The following is a 19,379-nucleotide window of genomic DNA, read 5'->3' on the forward strand; positions in this document are numbered from 1 at the left end:
CCGGCTCCGATCACGATGGCGGGCTGGTCGCGCCATCGGGTTTTTGCACCTTGATCGGCACCTTGTATCCGATTGCGCTGTGAGGACGACCTCGTTGTAGTCTCGACGCCAATCCTCCAACTTTTCTCGGGCATCGGCAAGGGTCAGGAACCAGTGGGCGTTCAGGCACTCCGCCCTGAACCTGCTGTTGAACGCCTCGATGAAGCCGTTATCCGTCGGCTTTCCGGGCCGTGAGAAGGCGAGCGTGACGTTGTTGGCATAAGCCCACAGATCGAGGTCCCGGAAGATGAACTCGCTGCCGTTGTCGACCCGGATGGTTTTCGGATACCCAATCCGGCCGCAGACCCGTTCGAGCGTCTGGACCACATCCTCGCCGCGTCGCGTGAGAACGCTGGGGGATGAGAACGGCCGGCTGAAGAAGATCGTCGCCGATCTGACGCTCGGCCGGGAGATGCTTCAGTGTCATCCGCCGAAAGCTCTGAGGCCTGCCCGCAAGTGTAAGCTGGTCGACGGGATGCTGGCGGATTGGGGCGTATCGATCAGACGGGCATTCACGTGCTGCCGCGACGTGAGGGCTTTGCCCGGCATTTCCGCATTGCTAGCCTCCCGAAGGAATGTCGATCCTTCTTGTCTCATGGAAGTGTCTGGTGTCAGCGCCTATGGCTTCGCTCGTCATAGGCGATCCCGGTATAGGCCCGCAGCGCCTGCAGCTGTACTCGGCTACGCGGACCATGCGCGCCTTGTTGATCGCGTAACGCGCCGACGTGCAGTTGCGCAGCATGCCGGCGATCCAAACCCACATGCGCGGATCGAGCCTGGCCCGCAGGAGGAGCGGCCCGTGGTGCATCGGCAGCCACTTGATCGCCTTCAACGGCACGCCGGGCCCGGCCCATGGCGAGGCGTAGCCGGGGGAGATCTCCCTGGCATTGGCAAAGCTGGTTCAGGCCGGGGCCCGCCTAGCGGTCGACAACCACCACCTCGTGTCCCGCCTCGGCAAGATAGTGGGCGGTGGTCACGCCAATCACGCCGGCCCCGAGTACGATGACTCTCATGTGAGACAATTCCTGTTGAGCGCGGGCATCAGGAGCTCCATCGTTCGGGCTGAAATAATCAGTGTGCTGCTAGCGCCTCGCTGTGGACCGCCGGTGGCGTCGAATGGCTTCCTGATAAGCAGCACGATGGTCCGCGACCATGTTCTCCACCGTGTATCTGCTCAGTATCGTCTCCGCCGCGCGAATAAACCAACCCGGCGACGCAGTGCTTAGCTCCGAAATGCGCTGCGCGACCGCGACCGAAGTGGCATGATTAGGCACAAGGAAGGGCCACCCGCGATAGATCTCGGCCATCGAGGAGTTCTTCGCTATAATTGGCGGACACCCCCAACTCATTGCTTCGAGGGGCGGGAGGCCAAATCCCTCTTCTTCCGAGAGGTACAACATGCACAACGCCCGCTTAAACACCTCCCCCATCTCCTCGTCCGAAGGGGTACCTACAAAAGTGACTTTGTCTTCCAGTTCTGGTCGCTGAAAAATACGATCACGGTCGGCAGCCGTCGTCTTGGCGCCGATCACACAAACGCGGGCCTGAGGGTCGATGCTCTCGCAGTAGTGGCCAGCGACATCGAGCATATGTTCAAATCGTTTACGCGGGTCCCTTTGATGCAAGACAACAATCGTCTTGTTGCGAAAAAATCTACTATTTTCAATTTTCGAAATATTGGCGCCATACCCAGCCAAGTACGCCACCGTTATGCTTAGTTTAGCACGAGCTCCCAAATATTGACGCAATTCATCTGCAGTAAATCTCGAGTCACATATTATTTCATCATTTTCTCTAATGCTATTGACGATGTCGCTCGTAATTCCTTCTTGACCTTCTGGGTATATATCCGGTCGCCTTAAGTGAATAATATCATGAATGGTTAAACAATAGGCGAAATCGGCATGTCTTTCGGCAGGAAGCGGATGAAATGGTGAATGAAAAACAACGCTCCCTGAAACTGTCCGCGCAAGGAATTCCGCTTGTTCTTTCGGATACACGCCAATATCATGTCCATAAACAGATATTGTTTGTACGCTGTCTTTTATTTTTGACCCATAGCGCCTAGCGCCGGGATCATAGAACGGTATGAGAGCGACCTCCTTGCTAGACAGAAGACCTTTCGCGAGTGTTCTGATGTGGCGACTTATTCCGGTGTGGATACTTCCGTCGAAAAGTCGGCTACAATCTAAAAGGACGCCGTATGAGGGCGCGACCGCGCTAACAGCGCCGTTTTCTTCAAGAATATGGCGATTGGCAAGCCGCATTTTCGTCGCACCATCCCGACGGCTTTTAATTTTATCAATTTGGTTGTTGTGCGCTAGTGAAATGTACAGCGACACAAGCTTCGTCGCAGCGTTATCAGCGCTATAGCGTTTTATTATTTGGCGCTGCTCTTGCGTTACTCTATCTCTGATATCTCTATTTGACAAAATAGTATTAATCTTGGAGGCTATGTCGTTTGGATCTTTAGGATTAAAATAAATCGCACCGCCCCTGGCAATCTCTGGAATGCAACTGGCATTCGAGCAAGCAATCGGCAGACCGACAGACATAGCCTCAACCAAAGGATACCCGAATCCCTCTCCCAACGAAGGAAACACTAGCGCGTCTGCACCGAAATACAGCGACACAAGTTCTTCTTTGGACAAATATCCGAGAATCTTAGTTTTGTCGGAAACGTTTAATTCATCTGCCAGCCGTTGTAATTCTTTGAACCGTTCGGCATCATGCTTTTCACCAGTCGTTAGAACTAATTCGCAGTCTACCTGCGTCATTGCAGAAAACAGATTTCGATGGTTCTTATGCGGTCGACCTGCCGCCGGATAGAGGATGTAAGGCCGGCTTTTTCGAAACTCGACAGATTTCCTTGCGGTGAACCGATTGTCGAGCGGCGGGTAAATTACAGTAATAGATTGCGCAGAAACATTGGTTCGTTCGATAATATCTGATTTTACATATTCCGACGGAACCAGAATATGGTCAGCGGCTTTACAGCTTTCCAAAGCCTGATTCGATGCCTGAGAGGAGAAAAATTCGGGAAAATGACAAGGTATTAAATCATACCGACTCAATAAATTACGCACGCCATTGATCGGATTCAAGATCGCGTTAAATGGAGAATGCAAAACATCCAGCGGATTGGTCGAATGTAGCGCTCTTGGATTAGACAAAACACAAACCGCATTCGATGATGCGTATTTACTGTATCTTTCGTACGATTTTTCATTTGTTATTAAATATATATTTAATTTACGCGTTTCTTCTAAAGTATTTTCGAGTAAAAACGAAAACGCATTAACCATTCCACAGTCAATGCTAGCAATAGGTGAGGTTAAATCGATTCCAATGTTGTACATATTCGACCTAGGTGCCAATTTTTTGATTCGAATATTTGTACAAAATAGCAGACTACAAGGAAAAACGGGGTTTTTCTCTGCTATGAATACCCAGTTCGGCTTCGATAAGCAATTCGATCAGAGTAGGTCCTTTCGCTTTAGCTCTCCATCCAAGTTCAAGGTCTATTTTTTTAGGATCTCCCACGCTGACATTAATGTCAGCGGATCGCATAAGGTCCGGGGAGATGTGCACGAATTTCGTCCAATCCAGCCCAAAATATTCAAAGGCTAACTCGACGAAGCGCGTTAACTTCATGTGCACGCCCGTGGCGACCACGAAAGTTTGCGGCTGATCCTGCTCGCCCATAAGTGCCATAGCCTCCATGTATTCGGGCGCCCATCCCCAATCCCTAACGACGTCAAGGTTTCCTAGTTCCAGGTAGTCAATCTTCCCGTCGCTGGCGTCTATCGCGCCCCTGATAATTTTTTTTGTGACAAAGGTGGGGTCTCGGAATGGCGACTCGTGGTTAAACAGAATCGCCGAGGAGAACCACCTACCGCTAGCACGCTGCCGTTCTACCAGCCGATGCGCGGCCCCTTTGGCAATGCCATATGGGCTCACCGGGCAAAATTTGGTGGTTTCGTTCGCCTTCTCGGATACATCGCCGAAGCATTCGGACGAGCAAGCGTTTACGAACCGCGTTTTATAACGACTTCTTTCAATTGCCCGTACTAGGTTTTGGGTGCACACGACAATGCTGTCGATCGTCCCGATTGGATCAAGGAAGGAACTGGCCACCGACGAGGGCGCGGCCAGATGAAAAACGTGAGAAAAGTTATGCTCACCGACGAATATTTCCAATTGTGTGGCGTCGCGATAGTCGACTTCGTGCAGCTTGACGTCATCCCGCACTCTGACCCTTGATAGATTAGTCAAGTTCGCCTTGCTCAATGAACGAGACGTACCATGAACGGCGTACCCCCGATCGACAAGAATACGCGCCAGATAAGCACCGTCTTGGCCGGAAATTCCGGTAATCAGAGCAGTTCGTGCTTTGATCGTCACGCCAATTTTTCCCTGGATATCAGCGATTGTGGATTCGCAGCGATTAGAAACAGCGGAGCGACGTGGGCCGATTGCGCCCTGGGTAATGCCCTGATGTCACGAAATCGCTAGGATACGCAACCCTGAAGCGTCATCGCGCTCCACGGGCCTCCGCGAGCGCGATTTCCAGAAATCATCTTCCGTAATCGTCCTCGATACGGATGATGTCGTCTTCGCCGAGATAGTCGCCATACTGGACCTCGATGAGCATCGCTGGCTGCTTACCGGGGTTGGCGGCGCGGTGGACGGCGCCGCGCGGGATGAAGGTCGACTGATTTTCGCCGAGAAGCGTGACGTTTTCATCAACGGTAACCTCGATCGTCCCGACGACCGTCGTCCAGTGCTCGGCCCGGTGGCGATGCTTCTGCAGCGACAGCCGCGCGCCGGGATTGACCACGATGCGCTTGACCTGGTGAGTCGGGCCGACATCGAGCGACTGATAATAGCCCCAGGGACGATAATGCCTGGCATGGCCGCCGATCAGCGCGCCTTCCAGCTTGCCGAGCTTCGAGGCCAGCGCCTTGACGTCGCCTGCCCGGTCGCGCGGCGCGACCAGCACGGCGTTGTTGGCCGCCACCACCACCGCGTCCTTCATGCCGACGACGCCGACCACCGGGCCGTCGGTGCTGACCAGGCTGCCGTCGGTATCGACCAGCGCCACGTCGCCCTCGATCGCATTGCCGGCGGCGTCGCGGCCCGATGCCGTCCACACCGCTGCCCAGGTGCCGATATCGGCCCAGTCGAAGGTCGCCGTGGCGACCGCGATACGGTCCGACTTCTCCAGCACCGCATGGTCGAAGGAGATCGGCTCGGCCGCGATGAAGTGCTCGCGCGACAGTTCGATCGTGTCGCCGGATGTCTTGCCTTCGCGGAGCGCCGCCGCGCAGGCGGCGCCGGTCTTCGGCGCATGGCGGCGGATCTCTTCAAGGGCGGTCGCGGCCCGCATCAGGAAGTTGCCGCTGTTCCACAGGCAGCCCTCCTTGATCAGTTGCACGGCCCGGTCGGCGTCCGGCTTCTCGACGAAGGCGGCGACCCGGGAGACGCCTTCCGACCCGGTGAGCAGTTCGCCGGGGCGGATATAGCCATAGCCGGTCTCCGGCTCGGTCGGCACGATGCCGAAGACGACGATCCGGCCGTCCCGCGCCGCCGGGGCCGCCCGGGCGACGGTGCGGCGGAAGCCGGCATCGTCGCGGATCGCATGATCGGCGGCCAGCACCAGGATCAGCGCGTCGGGGGCGCGGGCGGCCGCCCATTCGGCGGCGGCGGCGATCGCCGCGGTGGTGCTCATCGGCTCCGGCTCGAGCAGCAGCGAGGCCGGCAGGCCAGCATCCGCCAGCGAGGCCTCGATCAGGTAGCGATGCTCGCTGCGGGCGACGACCAGCGGCGGCGCGAAGAGCTTCGGATCGGCGATCCGCGACAGCGTCGCCGAGAAGGTCGGCCGTTCCCCGGCCAGCGCCAGGAAAGGCTTCGGCACCCCGACATTCGACGTCGGCCAGAGCCGCGTCCCCGCGCCTCCCGACAGCAGAACGGGCAAGATCAGGTCACTCACGGCAAGCCTCGGTCAAGGATGGAAAAACAAGCCGCAACACGCGGAAAGCCGACCTCTACCAAAAACAGCATACCAAGGCCATTCCGGGCGAAACTATTGCGTTCGAACAATTGCCCTCCCGGTTTCTCAATCCCGTCGAGCGCCGCCGGGCGGATCGCAACCCACCTCGCCCGAAGTGTCGCATGACGGCGGCGAGGACGAACCGTACGCCTGCCTAACCGCTCGCGGCAAACCCGCGAAGCGAAGACCCGCCCCGGGCGGGCTGGTCCGTCATCCGGACAAAATACTCGTAAGTCGACGCGATACCGTCCCGCAGGCCGATCTTCGGCTTCCAACCGAGGGCCTGCAGTCTGGCGCTGCTCATCAGCTTCCGGGGCGTCCCGTCCGGCTTGGAGAGATCGTGCTCGATCGTTCCGGAGAAACCGACGATCCCGGCGATCAGGCGGGCCAGATCGAGGATGCTGATGTCCTCGCCAAAGCCAATATTAACGTGGGTGGGCGCCGAATAATTTTGCAGGAGGTACACCAGCGCCGCCGCGCAGTCGTCGACATGGAGGAACTCGCGGCGCGGCGATCCGCTCCCCCAGATCACCAGGCTGGGATCGCCACGCTGCTTCGCTTCATGCGTCCGGCGAAGCAACGCCGGCAGGACATGGCTCGACTGAAGATCGAAATTGTCGCCCGGGCCGTAGAGATTGGTCGGCATGGCCGAAATAAAATCGGCGCCATGCTGCTGCCGGTAGGCTTCGCAGAGCTTGATGCCGGCAATCTTGGCGATCGCATAAGCCTCGTTGGTCGACTCGAGGGGGCCGGTCAGCAGGCTTTCCTCAGTGATCGGCTGCTCGGCGAATTTCGGATAGATGCAGCTCGAACCGAGGAAGAGGAGCTTCCCGACACCGACCTCGAAAGACGAATGAATGATATTCGCCTCGACCATCAGGTTGTCGTAGAGAAAATCCGCCGGGTAGGTGGAATTGGCGAGAATCCCGCCAACCCGCGCGGCTGCGAGGATGACGACATCGGGCCGCGCATCCGCCAGCCAGGCCTTGACCTCGGCCTGGTTCCGTAGGTCGACCGTCTTGCGGTCGGCGGTAAGGATCTCGCAGGGCTCGTCTTCGAGGCGGCGGACGACGGCCTGCCCGACCATGCCGCGGTGGCCGGCGACCCAGACGCGCTTGCCGTCGAGCGAAAAGGGCGTCGCGTTGTCAGGCATCGCGGATTACCGGGGCATCGGCCATGACCTTGAGGTCCTCCCGAACCATCTCCTTGACGAGGTCTCGCACCGAGGTGTCATGGGTCCAGCCAAGCCTGGCGCGGGCCTTCGAGGGATCGCCGATCAGCAATTCGACCTCGGTCGGACGGAAGTAACGCGGATCGACCTCGACCAGCACCTTGCCGGTCGCCGCGTCGTGGCCTTTCTCGTCGACGCCCGTGCCCCGCCACTCCAGCGTGATGCCGACATCGGCGAAGGCCCATTCGACGAAAGAACGGACGGTGGTCGTGACACCGGTGGCCAGCACATAGTCATCCGGCTCGTCCTGCTGCAGCATCATCCACATCGCCCGGACATATTCGCGGGCGTGGCCCCAGTCGCGCTGGGCGTCGAGGTTGCCGAGATACAGCTTGTCCTGCCGTTGGAGCGAGATGGCGGCCGCCGCGCGGGTAATCTTGCGGGTGACGAAAGTTTCGCCGCGGATCGGGCTCTCGTGGTTGAAGAGGATGCCGTTCGACGCATGGATGCCGTAGGCTTCGCGATAATTCACCACGATCCAGTAGGCGTAAAGCTTGGCGGCGGCATAGGGCGAACGAGGGTAAAAGGGCGTCGTCTCGGTCTGCGGGATTTCCTGGACCTTGCCATAAAGCTCCGACGTCGACGCCTGGTAGAATTTTGTCTTCTTCTCAAGCCCAAGCAGGCGGATGGCCTCGAGCAGGCGCAGCGTTCCCAGCGCGTCGGCGTTGGCGGTGTATTCGGCGGTCTCGAAGCTGACCATCACATGCGACTGGGCGGCGAGGTTGTAGATCTCGTCCGGCTGGGTCTCCTGAACGATGCGGATCAGGTTGGTCGCATCGGTCATGTCGCCATAGTGAAGGACGAACGTCTGGTTCGCCTGGTGCGGCTCCTGGTAAAGGTCCTCGATCCGGCCGGTGTTGAACGACGAGGAGCGGCGCTTGATCCCGTGGACGACGTAGCCCTTCGCCAGCAGAAACTCCGACAAATATGCGCCGTCCTGCCCGGTGACGCCGGTGATCAGGGCGACCTTGCCCTGGCCCTCGTTGGTCGAGTGGTTGGTCAAAAGAAATTGTCTCCTGGCAATTTGTCGATGCACCTTCGGAGGAAGTGGCTACTCGGAGATCGAGTCAGAGTCAAAGCAGGCCCCATGGGATGCATTCAGCGTCAACGATGCCGGGCTACCAGTCCATGTCCCGCTCGTAGCCAAGGTCGATCAGCGCCTGGCCATAGCGTTCCTTGAAGACAGCCTTCAGCTTCGGCGTGAAATGGTCGCCCCAGTAGCCGCTGTTCCCGTTAGCGAACGTATTGCCAAGATCAATGCCGGCAATGTCGGCGATTTCGAGAAATTCCGAAATTCGCACCAGGTGAAGGCGCGGCGCGGCGGCGAACTCCTCGAGCTTCAGGGTCAGGATCCTCTCGTCGTCGAATGGCCCAAGAATCTCATCCTCAATGACCTCTTTCGTGATGTGGTCGAGTTCGTAGAGAAGCCCCTCTTCCTTCGGCAATTTCAGGAGAATCGGCTTGTCGCGCTTCAGCGTATCCCAGACCCACCCGAGGGATGACTCGGTCGAGTGATCGCTCTTGTGATGGAAGTAGTCCGAGACGAGAACCTGTCTAGGATCTCGCACGACTCGGATGGCTTTCCAGTCAAGTGCGACCTCCCGAAGCTTCTCCAGCGACCGGGCGGACGCATTCGCGAACAACACGACATCGCGACCGACGGCACCAATATTGTCGAAGTCCATGTTGCAGAGGTCGAGATCGTCCATCCGGGAATAGTGGAAAGGCGGGTTGGCGATCTTGTATTCTCGAATTTTGGCGCCCGTCATTTCGGACACTCGTCCAAAGACTTCTTTCCGAAAGAAACGCGAACCACACTTGTGGTGGCCGAGGAAGACGATGCAGGCTGGTGCGTCGGGATAGCGGATGGCCTCGATCTGTCTTTCGCCTGCAACGACCCGCTCGTGGAGGAAGGCAGCCGCCTTGCTTGACGCCGGCAGTTCTTGCTTCTCGATCTTGTCGAGCCCTCTTGTCAGGGCCTCGACCTGCCGCTCCAGGCGACCCCGCGCGGTCGTGCCTTCCGCGATGGCCTTCCTCAAAGCGCCGCTCTCGGTTTTCATCGAAGCGATCTTCTCGCGTGACGCCTGCCAACGCTTCCGGTCGCTCTTCCTGACCGCCCGAAGCGAATTCCTAACCTTGCGAATCTCCTGCTTCTGGCGGGCGGCACGACGGATGGACTGCCGTCTCATACTGAACGCCTGCTTCCGCATCCGGCGGCGGAGGTGCTCATAGGCAACGAGACCGATGACAGCGGCCACGACCCACGGTCCGAGCTCGACGAATGCCGCAGCGCCGGCGCGACTGGGCAAGAGGATGGTGACGAGAAGAAAGGCCAGCGAAGCGACGATGGCTGCCGTGGAGATCGGCATGGACCGAACGAAATTTGCGAGAGGCCCCCGCCGCGACCGCTTGGCCACTGTCTTGTCGGATGCAAAGCGTTTCGTCGGAACCTTATTGCGGCCCTTTGCAGATCTCTTCTTCCGCCGGGTGACGAGCGGTCTTCCGACACCGTGTTGGTACGCACGCGTCAGGGTCTCCGGGGACGGATCGGTGCGAAATGCCAGCAGGTTGCCCCACGCGTCGGCCGGAATGTCGCAAGGGTATCGGCGAAGCCGTCGGAAGCTGTGGGTCACTCCATATTGCTGGATCGGATACCACTCGCTGATATAGACGACATAGCCACGCTCGCCGAAAAAGGCGCAGAGGTCGACAACGGTGTAGCCATGGTCCTTTGTCTTTCCGTCCTCGAATTCCGCGAGCACGATGTCCGGCGCCAGCTTGCCAAAATCGAGACCGCGTAGAACGGCCATCTCGAAGCCTTCGACATCGATCTTGAGGAAGTCGACATGGCTGAGTTGATGACGGGCGGCGACATCGTCCAGCGTGACGGTCTTGACGCGCGCCACTTCGTGATGGGTGTCGCGGAAGGCGGACAAGCCACTGATGCCCGTGCTTTCTTCCGACGCAAAGAATGGAACTTCTTCGCCGGTACTGTCGGAAACCGCTTCCTCGGACAGGATGATATTGGAACTCGAGCCATAAGCTTCCAAAAGCTTCGATCGGTTCGCCGGATCCGGCTCGAAACCGTAAATGGTCCAACCGATGCGGGCAAAGCGCCCTAGAGAACCGCCGAAATGGGCACCGACATCGATCATTACGCCATCTGGGCGGGTCGGTCCGATCAGGTCGAATATCAGCCTGACCTCGTCAAGTTGCACGTCATCCTTTTTTTGGAATTCAATGCTCTCCAATGACGCGGTCTTCTTTTCAATCCGGGCCCCCGTGCGCCAATCCTCACCGTGGACAGCTTCCCAGAGCGACCGTACAAATGCTGGCGCAAGCCGATCGAGTTCGATCGATTTAATCAGTTTGGCCATCTCGTCACGGTTGGGCCGCGTCTTTTGGGGTGCGTCCGATATCGACACGCCCAGGAGTCGTCTAATCGACAGGTCGAAATATCGGTCGTTAGGTTTGAAGCTTGCCGCCTCTAAGAGTCCCTCATTCTTCAATTCACCGAGAAGGGTCCTTGCTTCCGAGACGCGAACGAGGATCACGGCATCGCCAAGCGCCTTGAGCTTTCGCTGACCAAGAACGCGGTCGCGATCCGAGCCGCGAAGTCCGGACCGGAAGTCAGGATGCACACTCTCATCTTGGCACGGATCGAAGATCCAGTTGACGACCGACACCAGGGCGCGTTCATGGGTGAGGATGTCGTTCGTCGTCGCCGACCCCTTTCGGACCCGGTAGGTGGCTAGAGTGCGATCTTGGTATTTCGAGGTTGCGCCGGTTCTCAGCAAGCGTGCGACGAACAACCAGTCCTCACCGTATTGCCTGTCCTCATCAAAACGTAAGCCGCCGATAAGGGCGCCGGGTATAAGACAGGCGTTCAGATGTGTGGGGTTGTGATCTGCGTCGTCGAAGGTCACCGTCCGCCGTGTAGCGAGTTCCTGGATGACCGTAGACAGGGTCTCGTCCATAATCCTTGTCTTGCCGTGAACGAACGTCGCAGCGTTTTCTGCGGCCAGTGCCTGAACTTGCGACTCGAGCGCATGGGGTAACCAAGTGTCGTCGCCATCGAGGAAGGCTATATACTCGCCGCGGGCAGCATCGAGTCCGGTGTTGCGGGCGCCGGATACGCCGGGAGAGCGCTGGTTCGAAAGAACTCTTACGCGATAATCAACCATCGCCCAGGCTTCGAGCTTTGCCAATGTGCCATCAGTCGAAGCGTCGTCGATCGCCAAGACCTCGAAGTCACCGAAGCCTTGCTTCAAGATCGATTCGACGGCCTCGTCTATGTATTGCTCTACATTTTTCGCCGGCATGATGATAGACACGCGTGGAACGTCGCTGTCTGCGTATTTGTCAATACTTCTTTTAACGAGAGCGGGAATATAGCTCTGAGTCATATTGCACACTTGAATGCCCCGCGCCTCGACCTCTTTGAGCCACCTCTCGAGCACTTGGCAGTGTGTCTTGTAATAGTCGTCATAGCTGACCGTAAAGAAGGATGGATGCGCGTTCTGGATACGATCCATTTCCTCATTGATTTGCGACGCCTTGTCATGCCCCCAGAAATACTTGTTCTCTGCGAACCTCTTCCCGTCGCAGCCGGAAATCCGTATTTCCTTAAAGAAAGTGGCAGCCAAGGGGATTAGGAACAGGGTAAGGACATTTGCAGTGCTGGTCACACAATACTCTTGACGCAGATCCAAGTTCGGTAGGTCCTGCGTCTTGAACGGCAGCGCGGCGATCCGGCCGCTGAAACGCGCCGGAAGATAGGTCTTGTAGATGTGATAGTCGCGCAACGGGACAATGAGGAATGAACCGTACCGGTCCATCGCCTCAACTAACTCTGCTCGAAATTTAGCAGCATACGACGAGCACCCGGCATGGAAAATCGGATCGCCGACTACGAAGAGGGGCGGGCGCAGTCGCTCCAAGAGAGGCCGATTGCGGACCATGCTATTACACGCGATAGATACGCCATCAGCGAAATCGTGTCCTTCTGTTTGGGCCAAATTTGGTCCAGTGCCGAAAATGTACCCGACATCGGAAGAGCATAATCTGGTAATTTCCTCGAATATCGTCTTTGATACTTCGACATCGTTGGCCTGATTTTCTACGAACAAAGTCGCGATCCGTAAGTAATGCGATGCCGCAAAAAGATCGTTGTCGTGATCGATGCGAAATATTTTCTTTTCGCGACCCAATTTTTTGTGTTTGCCTAGCGCGTCGCTCGACCAAACCAAAATGATGTCGGCCGTCGAAAGTGCCGCCTCGAGGTTCTCTTTCGCTCCTTCCATTGGCACCAGCGACACAGGCAACTTTCCGACGAGCGACGCAACCTCGCTGTCGAAAAAGTCAGGCATTACGCCGACTGCACCGGCATCTTTCTCGTGAAGCAAGGTGATCTGTGTGACGTGGCTGGCGAAAGGATAAAGATACCAGTGCAACCGGTAAAAATGATTGGTCAGAGTTGCCGCGTCACGGAACGGAGGAAAAAAAGCAATCTTCATAAATATCGTTACTCTCCGAGTTCGGAAGCGCTCCCCAACAAAGTCGTCCCGCCTCTTCGATCCAGCGATGAAGCAGCGACGACTCGCGCCCCCTCAGCGCACCCCGGCTTCCCCTTGCTAGCCGAGTCGTAGAGACTTTATGGTGGTCCGCTACGGCAAGGCCTTTGATGCGATGAAGCTGCCTTGTCACGCGCCTCATCAACCACAGTTACGAGCGACACTCAAAACATTTTCTGCCAGTTTAGGGTGCCTATCACATGGGTCTTTTTTTCAGAAGAAGCGATCGACTCCGCAAACGGGTCAAGGCCCTGCGGGGACGGATAAAAAGGAACGAGAAGTCGGTTTCGGCCCTGAAATCGCGATTCCGACAGTATAAAAAGGGTGGGAGGCCGTCTCGCAGCCGAACTGAGTCCGCGCCGCGTGGCGTGGCTTCGAAGCCATGCTCTCCCGCACAGGACTTCTCCCCGGAACTCGGCGCGCCTTTCCGCGATTTTCTCCGCCTACTGAAACCGAAATCGGTAGCGGGCTACGATAAGAAGCGTGTCGGTTCACTCGGCGATGGCGGCTATGTCATGCTGGACGACTTCAGTGGGATCACCACTGCAATATCGGCTGGCATCGGGAGAGATGTCTCTTGGGATCTTGAGATTGCGCGCAAGGGAATTCAGGTCCTTCAATTCGATCACACGTTGGCAGGCCCTCCCGCATCTCATGGAAATTTTGAATTCCGGCGCCAGAAATTCGTGGCGGGGAATGAAGCCGACGAGGGCGTGACCCTGGGACAAGCGTTACAAACTGAGAAAGGTGCCGCGGCGCATACCGTCTGCAAGATGGATATTGGAGGAAGTGAATGGCAGATTCTGCGGTCCGCCTTGACGGAGGACTTGTTAGCCGTGAAGCAGTTTGCCATCGAGTTTCACCACGTTAGCCACTTTGTTGATATGGCTTGGCGGCAGGTTGCCGAAGAGGCGCTGGGCACGCTGATAAAAACACACCAGTGCGTTCACGTTCACGGCAATTCCGCTGGAGGCTTTGCTGTTGTCGGTGGCGTACCATTTCCCCAGTTTTTTGAAGCGACATTCGTATTGCGGGAAGCCTACCAATTCGAGGATTGCCGCGCCGTCTTCCCAACACCGATCGACCGCCCCAATCTAGCGCATCGTTCCGACGTCTATATAGGAACGATGGACTACTAATATCCTCACGGTTCTGCCCTTGGCATAACGAATCACTCGCCGGAAGCGATCCGGGTTGTTTGCGTTTTCGGGCAGCGAAGCACTACGGATCGATCAATGGTCACAACCCACTCCGTCCGAACGATTAGGGTCGCCCTGCCGTCGGCGGCAAGTGTTCCCGTACTCCGCGCGGAAACCATCAATTCAATTAATGCGTGTCTGAGTGACTACAGCCTCGAATTGGCCTTCGCAACGAAGGTCACCGATGCAGACCTAGCAGTTTCTACTACAATAAACGGCCTGTTTGATTGCGCAAAAGCCGGCTTCAAGGGACATTTTCTAGTATGGACCCACGAACCGCGTTACAACACCTCCAGAAATAGTATTATTAGCGTCCCGCACTTAAGTGATAAAGTCCATATTATGAATGTTTACACAGGGGATGTTTTTACGACTCCTCTTTTTTATTTCCCTTTTACAAAATTGGACATAGAAAACTCTTATGGGCGGGCTCCCGGCGTCTTTATGGGAACCTATCGAAGCTATTTTGAGGAGTACACTCCTTCGGGAGAATTTGTTGATCTTAATATTATTAGGCAAAATCTCGCTTTGTATTTGCGAGATAACCTCGGATTTGAATTATACGGCCCCGGGTATCCGAAGCATCTCGGTGTCACCGAAGCGGGCAGAACCGGAGACTGGCAATCTATCAAGCGAAAAATTCTTTCTCGATATTCGTTTAACTTGGCATTGGAGAACACAAATACGAAATACTACGTTACTGAAAAAATCTGGAACGCGATTGAATGCGGTTGCGTACCCATATATTTCGGCGGCAATAGCGGCATTGAAGAAATTATCAGCAATAGATCTTTTATCGACGCTTCGCAATTTGAGTCATTTGAACAAATCGGCGACTATATTAAATCGCTCGGGAAGGCTGACGTAAAAGAATATGTGAGATCTGGGAGAAAAGATTGGAGTATGATACTTAAAAATTTTTCACCGAATAACATCCGCCATGAACGGATCCGGTTCTTTGCTGCCAAGATTCAGATGATTTTCGGGTGAGCAGCATTCTTAAGTTCATGTACTCCGGCCCGGCGGCTCAAGTCCGACAACCGAGGGGCATGCGCATGCCCACGTGTCCAGCTGACCTGCCCCTGAGGTTTTCCTCCACGGAGATTTGGAGTCCGGCCCTTTGTGCGCTGAGCCCGAAGTTTGGACCGCCGGTGTCTGGAGTTTTCCGGCTCCTGCAATGTGGCCGAACTTTGGATCGCCGGCAGGTAGAGTTCTCCGCTCTTGTCATGATGGCGGGCTGGCGGCGCCATCGTGATTCAGCAACATAATCGGCGTCTTGTTGCCGATTGCGCCGTGCGGGCGCTCCTCATTGTAGTACTTGCGCCAATCCTCCAATTTTTTCTGCGCATCTGCAAGGCTCAGGAACCAATGAACGTTCAGGCATTCCGCTCGGAAACGACCGTTGAACGCTTCGATGAAGGCGTTATCGGTGGGCTTGCCTGGTCGTGAGGAGTCGAGCGTGACACCTCGCTGGTAGGCCCACAGATCGAGGTCCCGGGAGATGAACTCGCCGCCGTTGTCGACCCGGATGCTGTTCGGATACCCAATTCGGCCGCAGACCCGTTCGAGCGTCTGGACGCTCATCGAGGTCAAGTATGGCGACTATCTCGGCGAAGACGACATCATCCGCATCTAGGACGATTACTGCCGCGAGCTCTCGCTGGCGATAGCGCGGACCTGACCGCTTGGCCCTTCGCTCCTTGATCTGCTCCTGTGGACCGAGATCGCTGCCGTTCAGTCTCCTCCCACAGGTCTCCGGCAATCCCGAGCGGGTCAATGCCCATATCGTGCCAGAAGGCTGCTTCGTTGCCAAAGTGGTGAAGGTCGCGGTGATGCTTGCGACAGAGCGGAACGGTGAAGTCGTCACCGACCTTGCGGGACATTGCCCTCGGCTGGGCAAAGCGAACATGGTGGGCATCCGAGGGCGTCGTGCTGCAGAGTAAGCAAGGCTGCGATGCGACGAAACGCAGATGATCCTTGTCGCGGATCCGATGCGGTTCCGGGAAGGTGAGGGCGGCCTTTTCGATGCGGCCGCGGCCCGACGCTCCGTATGTCGGTACCGGTGGATTGGGACCGACGCGGTTTTCGACTGAGGAGGTGGCGACTGCGCACGCGAGTTCGCCCGATGCTGCTTTGGCCACCGCATCTGGCGCGACTGGAGATGTTCGTTCCTCCGGCGGAACTGACTGCTCAAGTCCACCGTCCTGCAGTTTGGCGCCATTGTAGCGTTCTGAGGGTAATGGGACGCCCCCAGTCGCGTTAGCCAGCTTCGTTGTCGCTAATTCGGGTTCGTCTCGCACGACCGGGCGGGTGGCTCGTCGCCCACCGGCGTAGAGTTCCAGTCCAAACGCTTTGCCAAACGTGGCGAGTGCTCGCTTGGTGGCATCGGTCTCCGCCGCCTTGAGAGCGCGATCATGTACTTCGCCGGCGGACTCGCCGTGCGCTTCTCCGGTGCCGTGACCATCGCGGACGATGACGGACTCCTCTGTCCGCACCGTGATTCTCACCCGAGCGGCGTAGATCGTTGTCACCGTTCCTCGGGCCTCACGGACCATGACGCACTTGGTCTCGACCGTCTCGCGATCCCATCCATCGAAGCCGAAGATCCGGTTGGCCTGCGAGATGACATACCAGCCCTCGATGTATGAGAGCTCCCGCCCTGCACGCAGTCGAGAACGGACGGCACGGGCCGGAACGCCTCGGGCAAGAGCCCGCACCTGTTTGTCGGTGAACCCCATCACCTGACCCTCACGCTGATTACTGGCTCGGGATTCGAGAGCGTGGCTCCAATGACAGTTTTCCCGTTCTTGAGGTCGCCGAGAAGTCCAGAGCGATCGAGACGGGGATCGCGCGGTATCCAGTAAGCCGCGGGTATGGTGCCTTCATCGATCACCACTAGGGCCGGCGATCCCGATCGCATCGACACCGTGAAGTCAGGCGCTGCGATCTTCTTGATGTCGACTTCGACCATGACGTCGCGGGCGATCTCACGCCGCTTCTTCGCGCGATCGTTGAGCCGGTCCAGTCGTTCCTTCAGGACACCGATATGTCCTTTCAGCCCCTCGGCCAAGGCCTCATCGACCAGCGCCGACCGGACTAAGGCCGCCACGACCTCGTGGAGGTCGGTCAACCCCTCAAGCGTGTCCGCCAAAGTCTCTTCGTCGATATCCGCCTCCAGCGCTATGATCCGGTCTCGAATCGAGCAGTACGTGGCGAGCGAGTTAGGAAGGTAGGCCATGACGAATACTCCCGTTGATCAACATTTTTTATTGATATTGGAGTCCGGCAATGCTTGTCAATATTTTATGTTGAAATGATGTTACCTATCCAGTGCAAGGCGGCTCGAGCGCTCATCGGTATGACCCAACCTCAACTGGCGAAGGCAGCAAACGTCGGCCTATCAACGGTTGTCGATTTCGAAAGGTCGAGGCGACTTGTATCAACAGAGATTGTTGCTCTGCTCCAATCCGTCTTGGAGTCGGCGGGTGTGACGTTCATCGACGAAAACGGTGGCGGCTTTGGCGTGCGTTTATGCAAGCCATCTAGCTAAAAGGAGCTAGAGAAGCATCGTCGGGCGCCGACCGAACCAAACTGTGGCACACGCGGCTATTCTTAGGCCAAGGCAGCGTTTTGGCAGAACGAAGCCAACATCCCTTAAAGCCATGCAAAGAAACATTTTTTTGACTTCGCCTATGGGCCACCTCCCGTGTATTGGGGCCGTTTCTTTCTTCCGGAATGCAGCTCTCCCGCTCCCAAATTTCCGCTCGATCGCCGCGCCTCGGGTGACGCTCCTTGACAAGCTGCTCCGGGCACCCGACATATCACTGATGATGACGAAGGCTCACGCGCAGAAGACGCTCCTCCGCCGGAAATTTCCGATCGCGGGAACCTAGCCCGACGCGGCTGCCATCTGGCCCCGCCGTGTCGGGGCCTTGCATCTAAGAATTCATCACAACCGATCCTGCCCGACCACACTCCATGGCCGCGCCTTCAGCGCGCCGGTCGAGCCTCAGGTCGCACAGCACCCCACTTCACAGGCTACAAAATGCACATTCAGACATCCCCTATCCGGGAGCCCGAGATCTTCGTCAGCGACATCGAGAGCGACAAGCTGCTCAGTCTCGCCAATGGCGCGCTGCAGCGCGCACCGGAGCTCGCCGAAGACCTCATCGAAGAGATCGAGCGCGCCACCGTCGTCGCCGATTCCGAGCTTCCGACGTCCGTCGTGCGGATGGGATCGGAGGTTGCCTTCGAGACCGATGACGGACGCCGTCGCCGCCGGGTGACACTCGTCTACCCGGGCGAAGCCGACATCGCGCAGGACAGGATCTCGGTGCTGACGCCGATCGGCACGGCACTGATCGGCCTGTCGGCCGGCCAATCGATCACCTGGGTCACCCGCGACGGGCGCGAGCAGCTTCTGACCGTTCTCGCCGTCGAACAGCCCGCCGTCCCGGCCTGATCGGTGACGACTTGTTGACGCCCTTCCGCACCACGACGGCGAACGACGATCCGGACCATGTCCGGACGATCGGGGCGGCTTTCGCCTGCCGTCGTCGGCAATATCGCGCGGGCCTTTCCGTCGCAGGCACCTGACCCTGGCTCCGGCGCTTTCCGCGCCAGGGCCGGGGTCTCTCGACATTCCCGAATCCTTTCGAGAGCCCTGACGGATTTCCTCCGTCCGGGCAGGAGACACGCCATGCGCCCGCCAGACCGCTGCCTGCTGACGACAAGAGACTTCTCCATCCTGCAATCCCAGCTCGAACGGACCGACCTTTTCGGCAATCCGATCCTGCCGTTGATCCGCGACAAGCTTTCCGCCGCCGAAGTGGTCTTTCCCGAAGACATCGATCCCCGCGTCGTCACCCTGAACAGCCGCGTCGTGTTTCGCGTCAATGACGGGCCGGCCGAGACGCGCGTCGTGGTTCATGCCCGCGAGAACGACCTCATCGGCGTGACGATCCCGATCCTGATCCCGCGCGGCCTTGCCCTGCTCGGCATGGCCGAGGGGCAGCAGGCAACGCCGGACGGACCTCGCCAGCCGGAGCGGATCGATGTCGTCGAGGTCGCCTTCCAACCCGAGGCGGCGCGCCGCGCCCTGGGGGACGACGTGCCTGCCAATCAGCAATCCGACCCTGCCGACGCCCGGCCCAGGCCGGGCGACCCGGCGCTCACGTCGGGCGCGATCGATCTTGCGGCGCAGCGTGTGATCAGGAACCGTGCGAAGCTGAGAAAAGGTCCTGCCGGCAACGGCGGTCCGGGCCCGTCGGCCGCCTGATGTCCGT

General features: G+C 57.7%; 13 protein-coding genes and 4 pseudogenes. 6 read left to right on the plus strand and 11 right to left on the minus strand.

Annotated elements, in window-relative coordinates; genetic code table 11:
• Positions 1-10: 10 nt before the first annotated feature.
• Positions 11-378, minus strand: a pseudogene (locus BLT60_RS13970) (integrase core domain-containing protein); the annotation flags it as partial.
• Positions 379-385: 7 nt separating this feature from the next.
• Here BLT60_RS13970 and BLT60_RS24060 point away from each other — a divergent pair.
• Positions 386-550 (plus strand): annotated as a pseudogene (locus BLT60_RS24060) (IS3 family transposase); the annotation flags it as partial.
• 112 nt (positions 551-662) lie between these two features.
• Here BLT60_RS24060 and BLT60_RS13975 read toward each other — a convergent pair.
• The 7 genes and pseudogenes from BLT60_RS13975 to BLT60_RS14005 all read right to left on the minus strand — a co-directional run.
• Positions 663-1,064 (minus strand): annotated as a pseudogene (locus BLT60_RS13975) (FAD-dependent oxidoreductase); the annotation flags it as partial.
• Between the two features lie 57 nt (positions 1,065-1,121).
• Positions 1,122-3,344 (minus strand): glycosyltransferase, encoded by a 2,223-nt coding sequence (locus tag BLT60_RS13980; protein ID WP_175478435.1) that lies wholly within the window; start codon positions 3,342-3,344, stop codon positions 1,122-1,124.
• Between the two features lie 106 nt (positions 3,345-3,450).
• Entirely contained in the window at positions 3,451-4,443 is a 993-nt protein-coding gene (locus BLT60_RS13985; protein ID WP_175478436.1) for a GDP-mannose 4,6-dehydratase, read from the minus strand.
• 172 nt (positions 4,444-4,615) lie between these two features.
• Positions 4,616-6,031, minus strand: coding sequence for a mannose-1-phosphate guanylyltransferase/mannose-6-phosphate isomerase (locus tag BLT60_RS13990; protein WP_090877069.1), 1,416 nt, complete (start codon positions 6,029-6,031; stop codon positions 4,616-4,618).
• Positions 6,032-6,245: 214 nt separating this feature from the next.
• A complete protein-coding gene (gene fcl / locus BLT60_RS13995) occupies positions 6,246-7,244 on the minus strand; it encodes a GDP-L-fucose synthase (RefSeq protein WP_090877070.1) in 999 nt (332 codons plus the stop codon).
• Positions 7,237-8,325, minus strand: coding sequence for a GDP-mannose 4,6-dehydratase (gene gmd, locus BLT60_RS14000; RefSeq protein WP_090877071.1), 1,089 nt, complete (start codon positions 8,323-8,325; stop codon positions 7,237-7,239). The genes fcl and gmd overlap by 8 nt, the downstream gene beginning before the upstream one ends.
• Before the next feature lie 115 nt (positions 8,326-8,440).
• Positions 8,441-12,838 carry an FkbM family methyltransferase gene (locus tag BLT60_RS14005; protein ID WP_090877072.1) on the minus strand — a complete coding sequence of 1,466 codons (4,398 nt, stop codon included), beginning with the start codon at positions 12,836-12,838 and terminating at the stop codon, positions 8,441-8,443.
• Positions 12,839-13,263: 425 nt separating this feature from the next.
• On the opposite strand from BLT60_RS14005, the gene BLT60_RS14010 reads away from it, so the two are divergent.
• Both BLT60_RS14010 and BLT60_RS14015 read left to right on the plus strand, forming a co-directional pair.
• Positions 13,264-14,034: a hypothetical protein gene (locus BLT60_RS14010; protein WP_139167840.1), complete on the plus strand. Its 771-nt coding sequence runs from the start codon at positions 13,264-13,266 to the stop codon at positions 14,032-14,034.
• A gap of 96 nt (positions 14,035-14,130) precedes the next feature.
• A complete protein-coding gene (locus BLT60_RS14015) occupies positions 14,131-15,084 on the plus strand; it encodes a glycosyltransferase family 10 domain-containing protein (protein ID WP_090877074.1) in 954 nt (317 codons plus the stop codon).
• Between the two features lie 234 nt (positions 15,085-15,318).
• Here BLT60_RS14015 and BLT60_RS14020 read toward each other — a convergent pair.
• The 3 genes and pseudogenes from BLT60_RS14020 to BLT60_RS14030 form a co-directional block, all read right to left on the minus strand.
• Positions 15,319-15,672 (minus strand): annotated as a pseudogene (locus tag BLT60_RS14020) (integrase core domain-containing protein); the annotation flags it as partial.
• A 44-nt stretch (positions 15,673-15,716) separates the two neighbouring features.
• A complete protein-coding gene (locus tag BLT60_RS24380) occupies positions 15,717-16,832 on the minus strand; it encodes a Rad52/Rad22 family DNA repair protein (RefSeq protein WP_175478437.1) in 1,116 nt (371 codons plus the stop codon).
• A complete protein-coding gene (locus BLT60_RS14030; protein WP_090877075.1) occupies positions 16,832-17,332 on the minus strand; it encodes a siphovirus Gp157 family protein in 501 nt (166 codons plus the stop codon). The genes BLT60_RS24380 and BLT60_RS14030 overlap by 1 nt, the downstream gene beginning before the upstream one ends.
• 78 nt (positions 17,333-17,410) lie before the next feature.
• Between BLT60_RS14030 and BLT60_RS14035 the strand changes: the two genes are divergently transcribed.
• From BLT60_RS14035 to BLT60_RS14050, 3 genes are all read left to right on the plus strand, one after another.
• Positions 17,411-17,644, plus strand: coding sequence for a helix-turn-helix domain-containing protein (locus tag BLT60_RS14035; RefSeq protein WP_139167844.1), 234 nt, complete (start codon positions 17,411-17,413; stop codon positions 17,642-17,644).
• Between the two features lie 495 nt (positions 17,645-18,139).
• Positions 18,140-18,556, plus strand: a complete 417-nt coding sequence (gene rnk, locus BLT60_RS14045; RefSeq protein WP_090877078.1) for a nucleoside diphosphate kinase regulator — start codon at positions 18,140-18,142, stop codon at positions 18,554-18,556.
• 237 nt (positions 18,557-18,793) lie between these two features.
• On the plus strand, positions 18,794-19,372 hold the full coding sequence (locus BLT60_RS14050) for a GreA/GreB family elongation factor (RefSeq protein ID WP_090877079.1): 579 nt from the start codon (positions 18,794-18,796) through the stop codon (positions 19,370-19,372).
• Positions 19,373-19,379: the final 7 nt, after the last annotated feature.

The organism is Bauldia litoralis, assembly GCF_900104485.1.
Classification (GTDB): Bacteria; Pseudomonadota; Alphaproteobacteria; order Rhizobiales; family Kaistiaceae; genus Bauldia; species Bauldia litoralis.